Origin of the sequence: Nocardia sp. MDA0666 (assembly GCF_003023875.1) — a bacterium.
In the GTDB taxonomy this organism is placed as follows: Bacteria; Actinomycetota; Actinomycetes; order Mycobacteriales; family Mycobacteriaceae; genus Nocardia; species Nocardia aobensis.
On sequence record NZ_PYHT01000026.1, the window covers coordinates 36530 to 51211 of the forward strand.

General features: G+C 68.9%; 13 protein-coding genes and 1 tRNA gene. 10 read left to right on the plus strand and 4 right to left on the minus strand.

The annotated features are described in order from the left end of the window. The first annotated feature begins 82 nt into the window (after positions 1–82). The 3 genes from C8258_RS27115 to C8258_RS27125 all read left to right on the plus strand — a co-directional run bounded on the left by C8258_RS27115 (position 83) and on the right by C8258_RS27125 (position 2549). On the plus strand, positions 83–1276 hold the full coding sequence (locus C8258_RS27115) for a sensor histidine kinase (protein WP_146161347.1): 1194 nt from the start codon (positions 83–85) through the stop codon (positions 1274–1276). Between the two features lie 173 nt (positions 1277–1449). Further along, the gene (locus C8258_RS27120; RefSeq protein ID WP_036499723.1) at positions 1450–2055 is read left to right on the plus strand and encodes a response regulator transcription factor; all 606 of its coding nucleotides are present in this window, start codon (positions 1450–1452) and stop codon (positions 2053–2055) included. 35 nt (positions 2056–2090) lie between these two features. Next, entirely contained in the window at positions 2091–2549 is a 459-nt protein-coding gene (locus C8258_RS27125) for a VOC family protein (protein ID WP_106957578.1), read from the plus strand. A gap of 10 nt (positions 2550–2559) precedes the next feature. On the opposite strand, the gene C8258_RS27130 is transcribed toward C8258_RS27125, so the two are convergent. Then, positions 2560–4557, minus strand: coding sequence for a TPM domain-containing protein (locus C8258_RS27130; RefSeq protein ID WP_106957579.1), 1998 nt, complete (start codon positions 4555–4557; stop codon positions 2560–2562). A 64-nt stretch (positions 4558–4621) separates the two neighbouring features. Here C8258_RS27130 and C8258_RS27135 point away from each other — a divergent pair, with 64 nt between their 5' ends. The 5 genes from C8258_RS27135 (at position 4622) to C8258_RS27155 (ending at position 10177) form a co-directional block, all read left to right on the plus strand. After that, positions 4622–5317 (plus strand): MBL fold metallo-hydrolase, encoded by a 696-nt coding sequence (locus C8258_RS27135; RefSeq protein WP_106957618.1) that lies wholly within the window; start codon positions 4622–4624, stop codon positions 5315–5317. A gap of 78 nt (positions 5318–5395) precedes the next feature. Beyond that, complete coding sequence (locus tag C8258_RS27140) at positions 5396–6088, plus strand: YdcF family protein (RefSeq protein WP_106957619.1); 693 nt, start codon at positions 5396–5398, stop codon at positions 6086–6088. A gap of 24 nt (positions 6089–6112) precedes the next feature. Beyond that, positions 6113–7375: a deoxyguanosinetriphosphate triphosphohydrolase gene (locus C8258_RS27145; RefSeq protein ID WP_255420466.1), complete on the plus strand. Its 1263-nt coding sequence runs from the start codon at positions 6113–6115 to the stop codon at positions 7373–7375. A gap of 49 nt (positions 7376–7424) precedes the next feature. After that, positions 7425–9335, plus strand: coding sequence for a DNA primase (gene dnaG / locus C8258_RS27150; protein ID WP_106957580.1), 1911 nt, complete (start codon positions 7425–7427; stop codon positions 9333–9335). 14 nt (positions 9336–9349) lie between these two features. Further along, a complete protein-coding gene (locus C8258_RS27155; protein ID WP_106957581.1) occupies positions 9350–10177 on the plus strand; it encodes an alpha/beta fold hydrolase in 828 nt (275 codons plus the stop codon). Positions 10178–10231: 54 nt separating this feature from the next. Here C8258_RS27155 and C8258_RS27160 read toward each other — a convergent pair whose 3' ends face one another. From C8258_RS27160 to C8258_RS27170, 3 genes are all read right to left on the minus strand, one after another. Next, on the minus strand, positions 10232–10477 hold the full coding sequence (locus C8258_RS27160; protein ID WP_036499775.1) for a hypothetical protein: 246 nt from the start codon (positions 10475–10477) through the stop codon (positions 10232–10234). 226 nt (positions 10478–10703) lie between these two features. Further along, positions 10704–10776: transfer RNA gene (locus C8258_RS27165), tRNA-Asn, on the minus strand. 203 nt (positions 10777–10979) lie between these two features. Then, a complete protein-coding gene (locus C8258_RS27170; RefSeq protein WP_106957582.1) occupies positions 10980–11648 on the minus strand; it encodes a hypothetical protein in 669 nt (222 codons plus the stop codon). Positions 11649–11817: 169 nt separating this feature from the next. Here C8258_RS27170 and C8258_RS27175 point away from each other — a divergent pair, with 169 nt between their 5' ends. Together C8258_RS27175 and C8258_RS27180 are read left to right on the plus strand one after the other, a co-directional pair. Further along, positions 11818–12063 (plus strand): hypothetical protein, encoded by a 246-nt coding sequence (locus C8258_RS27175; RefSeq protein WP_036508828.1) that lies wholly within the window; start codon positions 11818–11820, stop codon positions 12061–12063. A gap of 229 nt (positions 12064–12292) precedes the next feature. Next, positions 12293–14362 (plus strand): catalase, encoded by a 2070-nt coding sequence (locus C8258_RS27180; RefSeq protein WP_106957583.1) that lies wholly within the window; start codon positions 12293–12295, stop codon positions 14360–14362. The last annotated feature ends 320 nt before the right edge of the window (positions 14363–14682 follow it).

A 14682-nucleotide genomic window follows, 5' to 3' on the forward strand; every position in this document is an offset into this window, starting at 1 on the left:
CGCCGCACCGTCCGCCCCGGTGGACGGTGCGGTAGCGTCGAAATCCGGCGGCGCCGGCCGAGGCGGGAGACGGAGGGTGACGATGCGGGTACCTCCGGTCGATCGGCCGATTTCGGGAGCGCTGGACCGGATCGCCCGCAGAATGGACCACGAACCCGCCCCGCAGACCGCCATCCAGCATCGACGCCTGCTCTTCGGCGCGGTGCTGGCATTGGTCTGGTTGCTGTATCTGATCGCGCCGATCGTCTCGCAATGGCAGGACGGGCATCGCGGGCGGGCCGTCGCGGCGGCCGTCTGCCTCGCGGTCTTCTGGGTGCTGACGGCCTCGTGCTTCGGTCCGTTCCGGCAACCGGACTGGGAGGAGAAGCACGCGCACGCGGGGCTGCCGGTGTCCTACGAATGGCCGCGATGGCTGGTGGTGGGCGCGCTGGCGGCCCTCGCCGCGAGTTTGACGGTGCTGCTGGGCGTCACCGGCCTCGGCACCGCCATCTACGTCGCGGCCGGCGCCGTGTTCGTCCTGCCCCCGGCCAAATCCGGTGCGGTGGTGGCCGGGACAGCCGCGCTGTTGATCGGCCTGTCGCTGCATTACGGCAGTGCCCCGTTGTATTTCGCGTTCATTCCGGTGGTGATGTGGACCGGCCGCGAAGTCGGCCGGCGGCGCGGACAGCTGCGGGAACTGACTCGCCGCCAGCAGGGCGAGCTGGCGATCGTGGAGGAACGCAACCGGGTGGCCCGCGACGTGCACGACATCCTGGGCCACTCGCTGACCGTCATCACCGTCAAAACCGAACTGGCCCAACGGCTGCTCGACACCGATCCCGCCCGCGCCCGGCAGGAGCTGGCCGATGTGGAGCGCCTGGCCCGGGAGGCGCTGGCGGGGGTGCGCGACACCGTCGGCGGCCTGCGCGAGGTGTCGCTCGCGACCGAACTCGTCAACGCCCGGACGGCCCTGCGCGCGGCCGGTATCGAGGCGGAGCTCCCGGATCCCGCCGAGCTCCCCACGCGCCATGCGGTGATCTTCGGATGGGTCCTGCGCGAGGCGGTGACGAATGTGGTGCGCCACAGCGGCGCCGGCCACTGCCGGGTGTGGGTGAGCGAGTCGCGCATCGAGGTGCGCGATGACGGAAAAGGTCTGTCCGGCAATACCTTCGGTTCCGGGCTGACCGGTTTGCGCGACCGGGTGCGCGCCGGGGGCGGCAACCTGACGGTCGAGACACCGTCCGGCGGGGGAACGCTGATCGCCGCGGAGTTCCCGACGGCCGACAGGCGGAGTTGAGCAGGCGAGGGGATTCGGCAACTCGGACCGGCGAAGGTCACGCGGATGTGCGCCCGGGCGGGCGGACGAAGGTGCCTTCGCCGGTCGGGCGGCGGATACCCCGCCAGTCGCATTAGGGTCGCAACTGTGCGTGTGATGATGTCGAGCGGTGAACCGCGACGGGGGCGACGCCGGTGATCCGGTTGTTGCTCGCCGACGATCAGGCGCTGGTGCGGGGCGCGCTGGCGGCGCTGCTCGGGCTGGAGGCAGACCTCGAGGTGGTGGCCGAGGTGGGCCGGGGCGACGAGGTTCTGGACGCCGTGCGGCGCACCACGCCGGATGTGGTGCTGCTCGATGTGGAAATGCCCGGAATGGACGGAATTTCGGTGGCGGCGCAGCTGCATGCGGAATTCCCGCGTATCCGAATTCTGATGGTGACCACCTTCGGCCGGCCCGGCTACCTGCGTCGCGCCATCGACGCCGGAGCCGGCGGATTCGTCGTGAAGGACACGCCCGCACGGGAATTGGCGGATGCGGTGCGGCGCGTCCACATGGGCCTGCGAGTGGTGGATCCGGCGCTGGCCACCGAAACCCTCACCGCCGGAACCTCTCCGCTCACCGCACGCGAGCGCGAGGTGCTCGCCGCGGCGGCGGACGGGTCGACGGCGGGGGTCATCGCGAAGCGGCTGCATCTGTCCGAGGGAACCGTCCGCAACCATCTCTCGGCAGCGATCGGCAAGACCGGCACCCGCACTCGTGCCGAGGCCGTCCGCGCGGCCGAACGTCTCGGCTGGTTGTGAGCGGCCCCCGCCGCGGCGGGCGTAGATTCGCCGATGTGCATCTGACGCAGATCCGCCTGATCGTGTCCGAATTCGACCGCTGCGTAGCGTTCTATCGCGACGTTCTCGGACTCACACCGCAAACCGACGACCCGCGCCCGCCCTACGCGGCGTTCAAACCTGAGCTGGGCAGCACGCTCGCGCTGCACGAGCGCGCGAATCTGGCGGCGGCGCTGGGGGATACCTTGCGGTCCGGGGTCGACTCGCGCTCGTCGTCGGATGGCGACGTGGCGCCGGTCCAGCCCGCCGACGCGGCGATGGTGTCGTTGCGGGTCGACGACCTGGACGATTATCTCGCCGCGATCACCGCCCGCGGCGCCGAAATCTCGGGCGAGCCCGTCGAATACGACGGACGCCTGCGCTGCGCCTATCTGCGCGACCCCGAGGGCAATCTGATCGAACTGCAGCAGTGGCTCGCGCCGCGCACCGGCGAGGCCGTGCCACCGGCGCGGTGAGACGAGCAGATCAGAATCGCCCGCCGCGGCTGATCCGGCGGGAACTGTCGGAGCCGCCGAAAGAGGCCGGACCCCATCCGGATCCGCCCATCGAACGGCCGCGATAGCCGCTCCCCGCGCCGCGCAGCAGGCTGTCGATCAGAATTCCGCCCAGTACCGCACCGGCCTGTGACGTGCCGGAAGCCGGGCGACGGGTCTGCCACTCCCGCACATCGGCCTCGGCGGCGTGCAGTGCGCGGGTGGCCAGATCGGCGGCCTGTTGCGCACTGCTCAGCGCCGCCTGCGGGTCGGTGGCCGAAAGCTCCTGCGCCCGACCGAGATTGCGCTGCGCTTCGGCCAGGCGAGTACGGGGCGCGGCGTCGATACCGCCGCGGCGGGTGTCGATGAAATCGGCGGCCGCGCGGACCTGGCTCTGCGCGGCGATCACGGCCTGGTCCAGGCGGCGCCGCAGCTGCTCGGCGGCGAGTTTGCGCTCACCGGCCGCGGCGACCGCGCGATCCAGTGCGGTATCGGCCGCGACCGCGCGGTGGAACGTGCCGAGCGGATCGCGGTCCCCGGTGGTCCGGGCCGCTTCCCATGCGGTGCGAGCGCCCGACATCGCCGCCGCCAGTTCCGGGCCGCCGTGTTCGGTCAGGCCCTGCGCGGTCTCGAGGTCGCGGCCCAGTTCGTCGATCGCCGCCGGCAGGCCGGCCCGTGCCTGGGTGATATCGGTTTCGGCGGTGTCCACCGCGTCGAGCAGGGTGCGGGCGGCGGTCACCGCGGCCTCCGCGCCGCGAATCGCCGCGACCACCCCGCCCTGACGACCGACCGGCTCGGCCGCGGCCTGGCGGCCCTGCTCGATCGTGTTCTCGGCGAACCCGATTCGCTCCCGTGCCATCGCCACGTTGTCGCGCACCGGCGCGGTGACCGATTCCGGTTGTGCGGCCAGCAGTCGGCGCAGGGTCTCCTCCGAGCGCGGCAGCCGCACGGTGAGATCGACCACATCGCGAGTCAGTGTGTCCAGCCGTTGTGGCGCGTCGATCAGCAGATTGCGCATCGCGTCGAATTCGGCCACCTTGTCGTCGAGTTCGGCATCGGCCCGCCCGCAGGTGGCGATCAGCTCGACCAGCAGATCGCGGCGCTGATCAGGGGTTTCGGGGATGTCGTCGTCGAGCCGCTGACGGATCGAAAAAGCATGTGCCATCGCCCGTTTCGCCGACTCGAGCGCGGCGGCGAACGGAGCGGTCGCGGTGGCACCGAATTCGTCGGTGGCCAGCCGCAGTTCCTCGGCACTGGCCCGGATCGCGTTGTCGGTGTCGACCAGCACCTGCGCCGAGCGGGACTCGAGCAGGTCCGGGCGCAGCTGAGCCAGCGCGGCGGTGTCGGTCGGGTCGACCGCGCGGGCGGCGTCGGTCTCGGCGCGGCCCCGGGCCCGCCGGCGCAACTGCGAATAACCCAGCACCACACCGATCACACCCAGCACGATCAGGGTGATCACGATCAGCGGCCAGATCCCGACACCACCGGAATCGCCCATGGCCGTGGACAATCCGTCCGCCGCGGCCACCGCGGCCTCGGCCCACTGACCGTTGTGCAGTCTCGGCTCGACCTGATCGGTGAGCAGCGAGTTCAGTTCCGCGTCGCTCACCGAGGGCGGGAGCGCGCCGGTGAAGGAATAGGAGCGGTCGCTGGTCGCGATCGACAGCAGCACATCACGGTCGCCGAAACCGGACGCGGTCGCGGTGCGCTGACCCCAGGTCTGCGGGTCCAGGCCGCCGAAATCGCGGACGTAGACCACCCACAGCCGCTCCCGATGCGCGGTGTAGAGCGCATCCACCGAGGCGCGCACGGTGTCGCGCTGCGGACCGTCGAGAACCTGGGCGGAATCGGTGACGTATTCGTTGAGCCGCATCGGTTCGTCGGCGACGGCCGGGCCGCAGCAGCCGAGCACGAACCCGAACACGATCGACAGCAGCAACGCGAGCAGCGTCGGCGGCTGTGATCGTCGAGGACGCGAGTGCGGCGGCATAGCACGAATGTATCCGCCGACACGGCGCGAGGGGCGTTGATCCGGCCGACCCGTGTCGGAACCGATGATTACGATCGGCAGGGTGATCACGCTGGATATCCCCTATACGGGCCACGTCGCGCCGGGCACGAATCCGCAGCAGCGCGACGTGCCGGGCGCCCGGATCGTCAAGATGTCGGTCGGCGGTATGGACAACAACGTCTATCTGGTGCAGGACGCCGCCACCGGCGACGCGGTGCTGATCGACGCCGCCAACGAATCCGAACGCATCCAGGCCCTGCTGGACCAGGAGGTGCCGGGGCGGCTGCGGCTGATCGTCACCACGCATCAGCATTTCGACCACTGGCAGGCCCTGAGTGCCGTGGTCGCCGACACCGGCGTACCGACCGCCGCGCACGCCCTGGACGCCGAACCGCTTCCGGTACGGCCGGATCGGCTGCTCGCCGACGGTGACACCGTCTCGATCGGCGACCTGCGGTTCGACGTCATCCACCTGCGCGGACACACCCCGGGATCCGTCGCGCTGGCGCTTACCGACGGCTCCGGCCGCACCCATCTGTTCACCGGCGACTGCCTGTTTCCGGGTGGTGTCGGCCGCACCACCTCCCCGGAAGATTTCGATTCCCTCTACAGCGACGTCACCAGCAAGGTGTTCGACCGCTTCGGCGACGATACGGTCGTCTACCCGGGCCACGGCGACGACACCACCCTGGGTGCCGAGCGGCCGCAGCTCGAGCAGTGGCGGCAACGCGGTTGGTGAGCGGTTCCGGTGCCCGGCGACCGTGACGATCCGGCGCTCCGCAATCGTGGCGTGACCGAGCACTGGCACACTCGGGGAATGCCCTCGGCCCTCACCCATCCCGCACCGACCCGCCCGCCCGTCGCGCCGCGCCGTCCGCGCGGATCGGCGGTCGTGCGCTGGCTGCGTCGGGTGATCGCCGGCACCGTCCTCATCGGGATCGTCCTCGTCGGCGGCACCGCCTTCCGGGTCTGGCAGGTGGCGCGGATCGACGACTACAGCCGTGCCGACGCGATCGTGGTGCTGGGCGCCGCGCAATACGACGGCACGCCGTCCTCGGTGTTCGAGGCCCGGCTCGGCCAGGCCTACCACCTGTACACCAAAGGTGTTGCGCCGCTGGTTATCACGGTCGGCGGCAAACAGGTGGGCGACAACTACACCGAGGCCGCCTCCGGTAAGAACTATCTGAAGAATCGAGGCGTGCCCGCCGACCGGGTGCTGGCCGTGGAGACCGGATCGGACACGCTGCAGAGTATCGAGGCGGTCGCCTCCGCGATGCGGGCCCGCGATCTGTCGTCGGCGGTGCTGGTCAGCGATCCGTGGCATTCGCTGCGCACCCGCACCATGGCCCGCGACGCCGGCCTGGACGCGTGGACCGCGCCGACCCGCACCGGCCCGGCGGTCTACACCCGGGAGTCCCAGGTCCACGGCATCGCCCGCGAAACCGGCGCCCTGCTGTGGTATCAGCTCACCCACTTCTCCGCGGATTTCAAATACACCGCGGAGCAGTGAGAAACGTATCAGGCGGTATCCCTCATGAGTTTCGACGCGATGCCCGAATGCCCGTATGTCGACGGCGATCACGAGCGCATGGTGTCCGAGACCTCGCCCACGGCGGGGTTGCGGTGGTCGCCGTCACCCGCCCGCCGCAGTGACTTCGCGCGGGACCGGGCCCGGGTGCTGCATTCGGCGGCACTGCGGCGACTTGCCGACAAAACCCAGGTGATGGGGCCGCGCGACGGTGACACGCCACGCACCCGGCTCACCCATTCGCTGGAGGTCGCCCAGATCGGGCGCAGCATCGCCGAGGGGCTGGGCTGTGACGCGGATCTGGTCGATCTGGCCGGGCTGGCCCACGACATCGGCCATCCGCCGTACGGCCACAACGGCGAACGCGCCCTCGACGAATTCGCCGACGCCTACGGCGGGTTCGAGGGCAACGCACAGAACCTGCGGATTCTGACCCGCTTGGAGCCGAAGGTCTTCGATACGGCGGGGGAGAGCTACGGCCTCAACCTGACCCGCGCCGCCCTCGACGCCACCGTCAAATACCCTTGGGGCAGAACGGCTTCCGGTGCGAAGTTCGGCGCCTACGATGCCGATCTGGACCGGCTGGACTGGGTCCGCAAGGGGGCGCCCGAGCGTCGGCAGTCGCTGGAATCGCAGGTCATGGACTGGTCCGATGACGTGGCGTATTCGGTGCACGACGTGGAGGACGGGGTGATCGCGGGCCGGATCGATCTGCGAGCGCTCGCCGATCCGGCCGAACAGGCCGCTCTCGCCGAACTGGGCCAGCGTCGGCACCGCGACCTGTCCGCCGACGACCTGATCGCGGCCGGCCGGCGGCTGTCGCAATTGCCGGTGATCGCCGAGGCCGCCGGCTATGACGGCACCCTGCGCGCCTCGGTCGCCCTCAAGCGGCTGACCAGCGATCTGGTCGGCCGGTTCGCGACCGCGGCGGTGGAGGCGACCCGCGCGGCGTGGACCGGGCAGTCACTGTGCCGCTACGCGGCCGATCTGGAGGTGCCGGCCGTGGTGGCCGCGGAGGTCGCGCTGTTGAAAACGGTCGCGCTGCGATACGTGATGTCCGACCCCCGACACCACGAACGCCAGGCCGAACAGCGCGAGCGCATCCGATACGTGGCCGACCGCCTGCTGGCCGGCGCCCCCCAGGGTCTCGACCCGATCCTGCTGCCGTGGTGGGAGGCGGCCACCGACGACACCGCCCGGGTACGCGTGATCGTCGACCAGATCGCCTCCTACACCGAGAGCAGATTGGAGCGGATCGCGGCCCGATGACCCCGGTCGTCGGCGTGGGCCGACCGGCACGCGGCTAGACTCGGATTTCGTGGCAGGTCGACTTCCGGATCGCGATATCGCGGCAATACGTGAACGCGTACGCATCGAGGATGTCGTCGGTGAATATGTGTCGCTCAAGCGTGCCGGTGCGGATTCGCTGAAGGGGCTGTGCCCGTTCCACGACGAGAAGTCGCCGTCGTTCCATGTGCGGCCGAATCACAGCCATTTCCACTGCTTCGGCTGCGGTGAGAGCGGCGACGTGTTCGCCTTCCTGCAGAAGATCGACCACGTCGGATTCGTCGAGGCGGTCGAGCAGCTGGCCGACCGGATCGGCTACACGATCAACTACGAGGGTGGCGGGACCTCGGTGCAGCGCGACCGTGGCACCCGCTCCCGGCTGGTCGCCGCCAATGCGGCCGCGCACAAGTTCTATCAGGCGCAACTGCGGGAACCGGGTGCGGAGGTGGCGCGCACGTATCTCACCGACCGCAATTTCGACGCCAACGCGGCGCGGCAGTTCGGCTGCGGTTACGCCCCGGCAGGCTGGGACACGCTGACGAAATACCTGCTGCGCAAGGGTTTCGACATCAAGGAGCTGGAGGCGGCGGGGCTGTCCAAGCCCGGCCGGCACGGTCCCATCGACCGGTTCCACCGGCGGCTGCTGTGGCCGATCCGGAATCTGAGCGGCGATGTCATAGGTTTCGGCGCGCGGCGCCTGTTCGACGACGACCAGATGACCGCCAAGTACATCAACACGCCGGAAACGGTGCTGTACAAGAAGTCCCAGGTGCTGTTCGGTCTCGACCACGCCAAGCGGGAGATCGCCAAGAGCCATCAGGCGGTGGTGGTCGAGGGCTACACCGATGTGATGGCCATGCACCTGGCGGGTGTGACGACCGCGGTCGCCTCGTGTGGCACCGCGTTCGGTGACGAGCATCTGTCGATGTTGCGCCGGTTGCTGATGGACGACAATTTCTGGCGCGGCGAGATCATCTACACCTTCGACGGCGATGCCGCCGGTCAGGCCGCGGCGCTGAAGGCCTTCTCCGGTGACCAGAAACTGGCCGGGCAGACGTATATCGCGGTCGCGCCCGACGGGCAGGACCCGTGTGAACTGCGGCAGCGTTCCGGCGACGGAGCGGTCCGCGATCTGGTGGCCCGACGAGTCCCATTGTACGAGTTCGTGATTCGCGGTCTGCTCGCCGACCACAACCTCGACACCCCCGAGGGGCAGGTGGAGGCGCTGCGGCGGGCGGTGCCCGTGGTGGCGCAGATCAAGGACAACGCGCTGCGCAAGGCATATGCCACCAAGCTCGCCGGATGGGTCGGCTGGGACGACATCCAGCTGGTGGTGCGCCGGGTCGGCGATCACGCCCGCCGCGGCAAGCCGGTGAAGGGTGTGCCCGGCCGGCAAGCGGCCACCGAGACAGTGGTCGCGGAGTCGGCCGCCGCCCGGCCGAACCCGAATGACCCGGTCCTACTGCCGCAGCGGCAGGTGCTGGCCGCCGCCCTGCAGTATCCGGCGACCGCGGGCCCGATCTTCGACAGCCTCGAGCCCGAGGCGTTCACCCACCCGGCCTACACCGCCGTGCGCGCCGCCCTCGCCGCCGCCGGTGGCACCGCGGCGGGACTCGGTGGTGCGGAATGGGTTTCGCGTGTCGCCGACCACACCGACGACCTGATGCTGCGCGCGCTGGTCTCCGAACTGGCCGCCGAGCCGCTTCCGGTGAAGTCGATGGACGACATCCCCCGATTCATCTCCGGCGTGCTGGCGCGGGTGCAGGAGGCATGGGTCGGCCGTCAGGTCGCCGCGCTCAAGTCGAAATTGCAGCGGGTCTCGTCGACCGAACAGCCGGACGACTACATGGCCCTGTTCGGCGATCTGGTCGCCCTCGAGCAGTACCGCAAGAGCCTGCTCACCCAGGCCATGGGCAACTCGGATGATTTCAACGTGGCCTGATCGTTCCAACTGGAATGAGATCGACGTCTTTCCATCGTTCCGGGACCGTACTGACCGCCGAGATCGTCGACGGTGACGGTCCGCCGCTGGTGATCGTTCCGGGGGTCATGTCCGATGCGGCCGCCTGGCGGCCCGTGGTGGAGCGGCTCGGACTGCCCAATCCGGTCGTGACGATCAATCGTCGCGGGCGGGAGCCGAGCGGTCCGCTGGGGCAGGACTACTCGGTGCGAACCGAAGTCGACGATCTGCACCACATCCTCGACACTCTCGGCGGTGCGGTGGAGCTGTTCGGATGGAGCTACGGCGGGCTGATCGCCCTGGAGGCGGCATGTGAGCGGTCGGATCTGCGCTCGCTGATCGCCTACGAACCGGTATCGGCGCCCTTCGCCCCCGCCGCGATCCCCGCGCTGCGCGCCGCCGTCGATCGCGGGGATCTGGATGCCGCCGTCCGGTTGGTCAACACCGATGTGTCGGGCTTCTCCGCGGAATATGTTGCCGCGCTGCGGGAATCGCCGGCATGGGCGGTGCTGCGGCCGCTGGCCGCGCCGCTGCCGACCGAACTCGCGGCCGTCAACGCATATCCGGCGGACCTGCAGCGGTATCGTGCCCTGACCGTTCCGGTCATCCTGCTGCTGGGCGAACTCAACGCGAACGCCGAACCCTACGGCACCGCCTTCGGCCGCATCGCCGAGGCACTGCCGCAGGCCCGCATCGACCTTCTGCCGGGGCAGGGACATCTCGCCCATGCACAGGCACCGCACCTGCTCGCCCGGCACATCGCCGACGCGGTGGGCGCGAGGGCCGGGGAAGAGCCCGGGAAGATCGGCTCGGCCGGTAGGTAGGCACGTTCGGTGGCACGCGGTCCGGCAGGGGCCGGCCGCGAGTCACTCGGCGGCTCAGCGCCGGAGCTGGTCCTGGGGGACGAGGACGGTGGTGCGCTCGTCGATCGGTTCCATGGGTTCGAGCCGCGGCTGGGTATTGAGTCGATCCGACAGTTTCTGGCGGCTGGCCTGGACCAGCTTGCGGGTGACCGGGCTGGCGGCGACAGCACGGGTGGTCTTGCTGATCTGCTCGTAGCGAGCCCGCCCCGCCTTGGCCCCCAGCACGTAACCGGCTGCGACGCCGATGATCAACCGCAGCATTCTTTCGGGCTCCTCCCAGTAGCTGTCCGCGCCGTACATCCTGCCCGACACCGAGCCGGACTGTCGATCCGGCACCACCTTGCCAGACCCCACCGACAATTTCCGTCGAGCGCCCCGCGGTGAATATCGCGAACGCGCGGTAGACGGCGTTCGTCCGGACCGGGCCGTAGAACGAGTTCAGCCCCTGGCCCGTGATACGTTCTCACAGGCCAAGGGCTGTTTTCTGCTCCCCCATCTGGACTCGAACCAGAAACCTGCCGATTAACAGTCGGCTGCTCTGCCAATTGAGCTATAGGGGATTGCTCCGGCCGACCCGTGCGGGCTGGCCGAGCACAAACTTTAGCTCATGTCCGGTCCGCTCCCCAAATCGGCCCTGGAGCTGGGGAAATGCGGAACGCAGCGGCGTGTCGGCCGCAGCCGACAACCGGCTGTGCGGGTGGGGAATTCGCACGCCCGTCGCGACCGGCCGGCAGACGTTGATCTGCCTGAGTGGCACATCGGATCAGCCGAGTCGGAAACCGTAGCCGACGATCCCGGGCCGGGAGTTGATCTCGGCCAGCACGCCCTCGATGCCGGAGAACCAGAACGGGCCGTCCGGTGTCGTGGGGTTGATCTGCGAGTCGATACCCACCAGACCCGTGCCCTGGTACGCGGGGCCGCCGCTGTCGCCGTTGAGGCTCGGGACGGAGCTGTGGATCACATTGTCGGTCACCGAATCGACCCGGCCGCCGGTGGTGCGGGTGGTGCTGCCGTATTTGTCGATGCGGCTGCCGGGGGCGGGCGCCGCGCCGAAGTGGTCGATCACGGCGCCGTTCGGGGCCACCGTAGAGATGCCGAGGCCGGGGCGGAGCGCGATGACGGCCCAGTCCCTGGTCGAATCCGATTGCAGCAGAGCCCACTTGGATGTCCAGCTGGCGTAGTGGCCGATTCTGCCGATGCCGGGCGCGACCACGCTCTGTCCGGGGCTGAACATGCAGTGGCCGGCGGTGAGGGCGACCGCGTTGCCCGCCGCGTCGTGTCCGGCCGCGGTGATCGTGCAGAGGCCGAGCGAGGTGCCGGGCCTCACCACCCGGGCGGGGGAATCGGCGGGAGCCACCGCCGGTGCCACCAGGACGGCGGCCCCGGCCAGCAGCGCGGTGGCGATGATCGATCTCTTCGTCTGCTCGGTCATGGGGCTCGGCCTCACTCCTCCGTGCAGCCTGCGATGTCGCTGCAGCCTTGTCTACCGGCCGGGTGTCCGCCGTCGGTAGGGACTTCGGTCACCTGCCGAGGAATAGTCGCGATCGACTCGGGTAGTGCGCGTGATGGGGAGGGAAATGCGTCCGACGAGGAGGTTCACGATGGGTAAGGAACAGGAAACCGGGCAGTTCACGGGCACCTTGGACAAAGACTACAACCTGGTCTGGTTCACCGAACAGTGTATGAGCAACGCGCTGCGGATGGAGGTATACAGCCGCGATGCCGAGCGTGCCGGCGACGCCGAACTCGCCGACTTCTTCCGGCGGGCGCAGGCCGACAGCCGCAAGGGGGCGGATATGGGGAAGGAACTCCTGGCGCAGCGGCTTGCCGGAGCGGGTGCGCACTGAGGTGCCGACGGCGTCGTGCCGGTAGCGGGGCGGGGAGACCGGCCGACGGAAAGGTTTCAGAAAAGTAAGGGGCGCAACAGGTTTCGCTCTACTTCGCGAGTTGGACTGCTCGATCGCCGATGTTCGGCTCGCGCCCCCTTCTGTAGTGGTACGAACGTTTGCCGCCGTGGCGGGCGGGTATCGGCTCGGTGACCGAACGGTTCGGCGTACAGCGGCAGGAGGTCGGGAGATGACGGACAACGTGGCAGGTCGGCCGGGCAACGGCGGCGAAACCCACCAGGAGGCATCCGGAGACGACGTGCGGCTGACCACCCAGCAGGGTGTGGTGGTCGGAGACGATCAGAACACCTTGCGGGCGGGGGAGCGCGGGCCCGCGCTGCTGGAGGACTTCCACTTTCGCGAGAAGATCTTCCACTTCGACCACGAGCGGATCCCGGAGCGCGTGGTCCATGCCCGTGGTTTCGGCGTGCACGGCTACTTCGAGAACTACGATTCGCTGTCCGATCTGACCCGGGCCGACCCCTTCCAGGAGGCCGGTCGCCGGACCGAGGCATTCGTCCGGTTCTCCACGGTGGCCGGGAACAAGGGATCGTTCGATCTCGCCCGCGACGTTCGCGGTTTCGCGGTGAAACTGTATACGCGAGAAGGCAACTGGGATCTGGTCGGAAACAATATTCCGGTCTTCTTCATCCAGGACCCCATCAAGTTCCCGGATATAATCCACGCCGCCAAACAGGAGCCCGACCGCGGTTTTCCGCAGGCCCAGACGGCGCACGACAATTTCTGGGATTTCGTCTCGCTCACCCCCGAATCGACCCACATGTTGCTGTGGATCATGTCCGACCGGGCCATCCCGCGCTCGTTCCGGTTCATGGAGGGATTCGGTGTCCACACTTTCCGGCTGGTGAATGCCGAGGGCCGCTCGACCTTCGTGAAATTCCACTGGAAGCCGAAGCAGGGCTTGCAGTCGGTGGTGTGGAACGAGGCGCTGAAGATCAACGGCGCCGATCCCGATTTCCATCGCCGCGACCTGTGGGATGCCATCCAGTCCGGTGACTATCCGGAATGGGAACTGGGCATGCAGCTGTTCGACGACGACTTCGCCGATCGCTTCGCCTTCGACATCCTGGATCCGACGAAGATCATTCCGGAAGAGGAAGTGCCGGTGCGCCCGGTCGGCAAGCTGGTGCTGAACCGGGTCGTCGATAATTTCTTCGCCGAAACCGAGCAGGTGGCCTTCTGCACGCAGAACATCGTCCCGGGCATCGATTTCACGAACGATCCACTGCTGCAGGGCCGGAACTTCTCGTATCTCGACACCCAACTCAAGCGGCTCGGCAGCCCCAACTTCACGCACCTGCCCGTGAACGCGCCCAAATGCCCGTTCGCGACGTTCCAGCAGGACGGCCATATGGCCATGGTCAATCCGAAGGGCCGCGTCAATTACGAGCCGAATTCCTGGCCCGACGACATCAAAGGTCCGCGCGAGGATCCCGAACGCGGCTTCACGACCTATCCGGAGACGATCTCGGGTCCCAAGCGCCGGCTGCGGGCGGAGAGTTTCGCCGACCATTACAGCCAGGCCCGTCAGTTCTTCGTGAGCCAGACGAGTATCGAGCAGCAGCACATCATCGAGGCGTTCGTCTTCGAGCTGAGTAAATGCGATCGGGTCGAGATCCGCGCCCGGGTCGTCGGCGCGCTGCGCAACGTCCACGAGGATCTGGCCACGGCGGTCGCCGACGGCCTCGGCCTCGCGGAGCTGCCCGAACCGGCCCGCTGCGCGCGCGAGCCGATCACCGATCTGCCGCCCTCGCCGGCCCTGAGTATCGTGCGCAACGGCCCGGACAGCGTCGCGGGACGCAAGATCGGCGTGCTGGTCACCGACGGCGTCGACGCGAAGGCATTCGCCGAGGTGCGCGACGCGGTACAGGCGGAGCAGGCGATTCTCGAGGTCGTCGCGCCGAAGGTCGGGGGTGTCACCACCGACGACGGCGGACGTATCGAAGCGGACCAGAAGATCGACGGCGGACCGTCGGTGCTCTACGACGCGGTCGTGATCCTCGCGACCGAGGCCGGAGCCGCCGAACTCGCCACGGTGCCGCCGGCGCGCGACTTCGTCAGCGACGCCTACGCACACGGCAAGTTCATCGCCCACCGCAACGCCGGCGCGCTGTTCGCGGCCGCGGGACTGACCGGTGAACTCGATGCCGGTGTCATGGATCTCGCGGCGGGCGCGTCGGTGGCCGACTTCCTCGGCCGGTGCCGGGAAGTCCGGTACTGGGCCCGGTTCGAGAGCTGACGATGACGAGCGCGTCGCGGTTTCGCCGGGCGGCCGTCACCGGATGTGCCGGATTCATCGGCACCCAGGATCGAGCCGGTGCCGCCCGGCCGTCGTGGTCGGGGCTGTCGTCGTCTCGGACATTCCGCAGCCCTACCTGGGCAGGCGCGACTCAGTTCTGGCGGCTCGGCGGCGCGCCCGGTCGTCGCACGGTTCTGCTCCGGACAGTTTGCATCCGGGCTACGCGGGCATGACCAGCACGAACCGGTTCGGAAGTCGAACGGTGGGCCGGTCGCAGCGAGTCGCACTACATCCATGGCACGGTTTCCGCCGGCTATGGC

What these genes read in the sequence shown, in the direction of transcription:
- C8258_RS27145 (WP_255420466.1), top strand. Translation starts at nt 6,113, where the DNA reads ATGAGTTTCGACGCGATGCCCGAATGCCCGTATGTCGACGGCGATCAC.
- C8258_RS27175 (WP_036508828.1), top strand. Translation starts at nt 11,818, where the DNA reads ATGGGTAAGGAACAGGAAACCGGGCAGTTCACGGGCACCTTGGACAAA.
- C8258_RS27160 (WP_036499775.1), bottom strand. Translation starts at nt 10,477, where the DNA reads ATGCTGCGGTTGATCATCGGCGTCGCAGCCGGTTACGTGCTGGGGGCC.
- C8258_RS27140 (WP_106957619.1), top strand. Translation starts at nt 5,396, where the DNA reads ATGCCCTCGGCCCTCACCCATCCCGCACCGACCCGCCCGCCCGTCGCG.
- C8258_RS27115 (WP_146161347.1), top strand. Translation starts at nt 83, where the DNA reads ATGCGGGTACCTCCGGTCGATCGGCCGATTTCGGGAGCGCTGGACCGG.
- C8258_RS27130 (WP_106957579.1), bottom strand. Translation starts at nt 4,557, where the DNA reads ATGCCGCCGCACTCGCGTCCTCGACGATCACAGCCGCCGACGCTGCTC.
- C8258_RS27155 (WP_106957581.1), top strand. Translation starts at nt 9,350, where the DNA reads ATGAGATCGACGTCTTTCCATCGTTCCGGGACCGTACTGACCGCCGAG.
- C8258_RS27135 (WP_106957618.1), top strand. Translation starts at nt 4,622, where the DNA reads ATGATTACGATCGGCAGGGTGATCACGCTGGATATCCCCTATACGGGC.
- C8258_RS27170 (WP_106957582.1), bottom strand. Translation starts at nt 11,648, where the DNA reads ATGACCGAGCAGACGAAGAGATCGATCATCGCCACCGCGCTGCTGGCC.
- C8258_RS27180 (WP_106957583.1), top strand. Translation starts at nt 12,293, where the DNA reads ATGACGGACAACGTGGCAGGTCGGCCGGGCAACGGCGGCGAAACCCAC.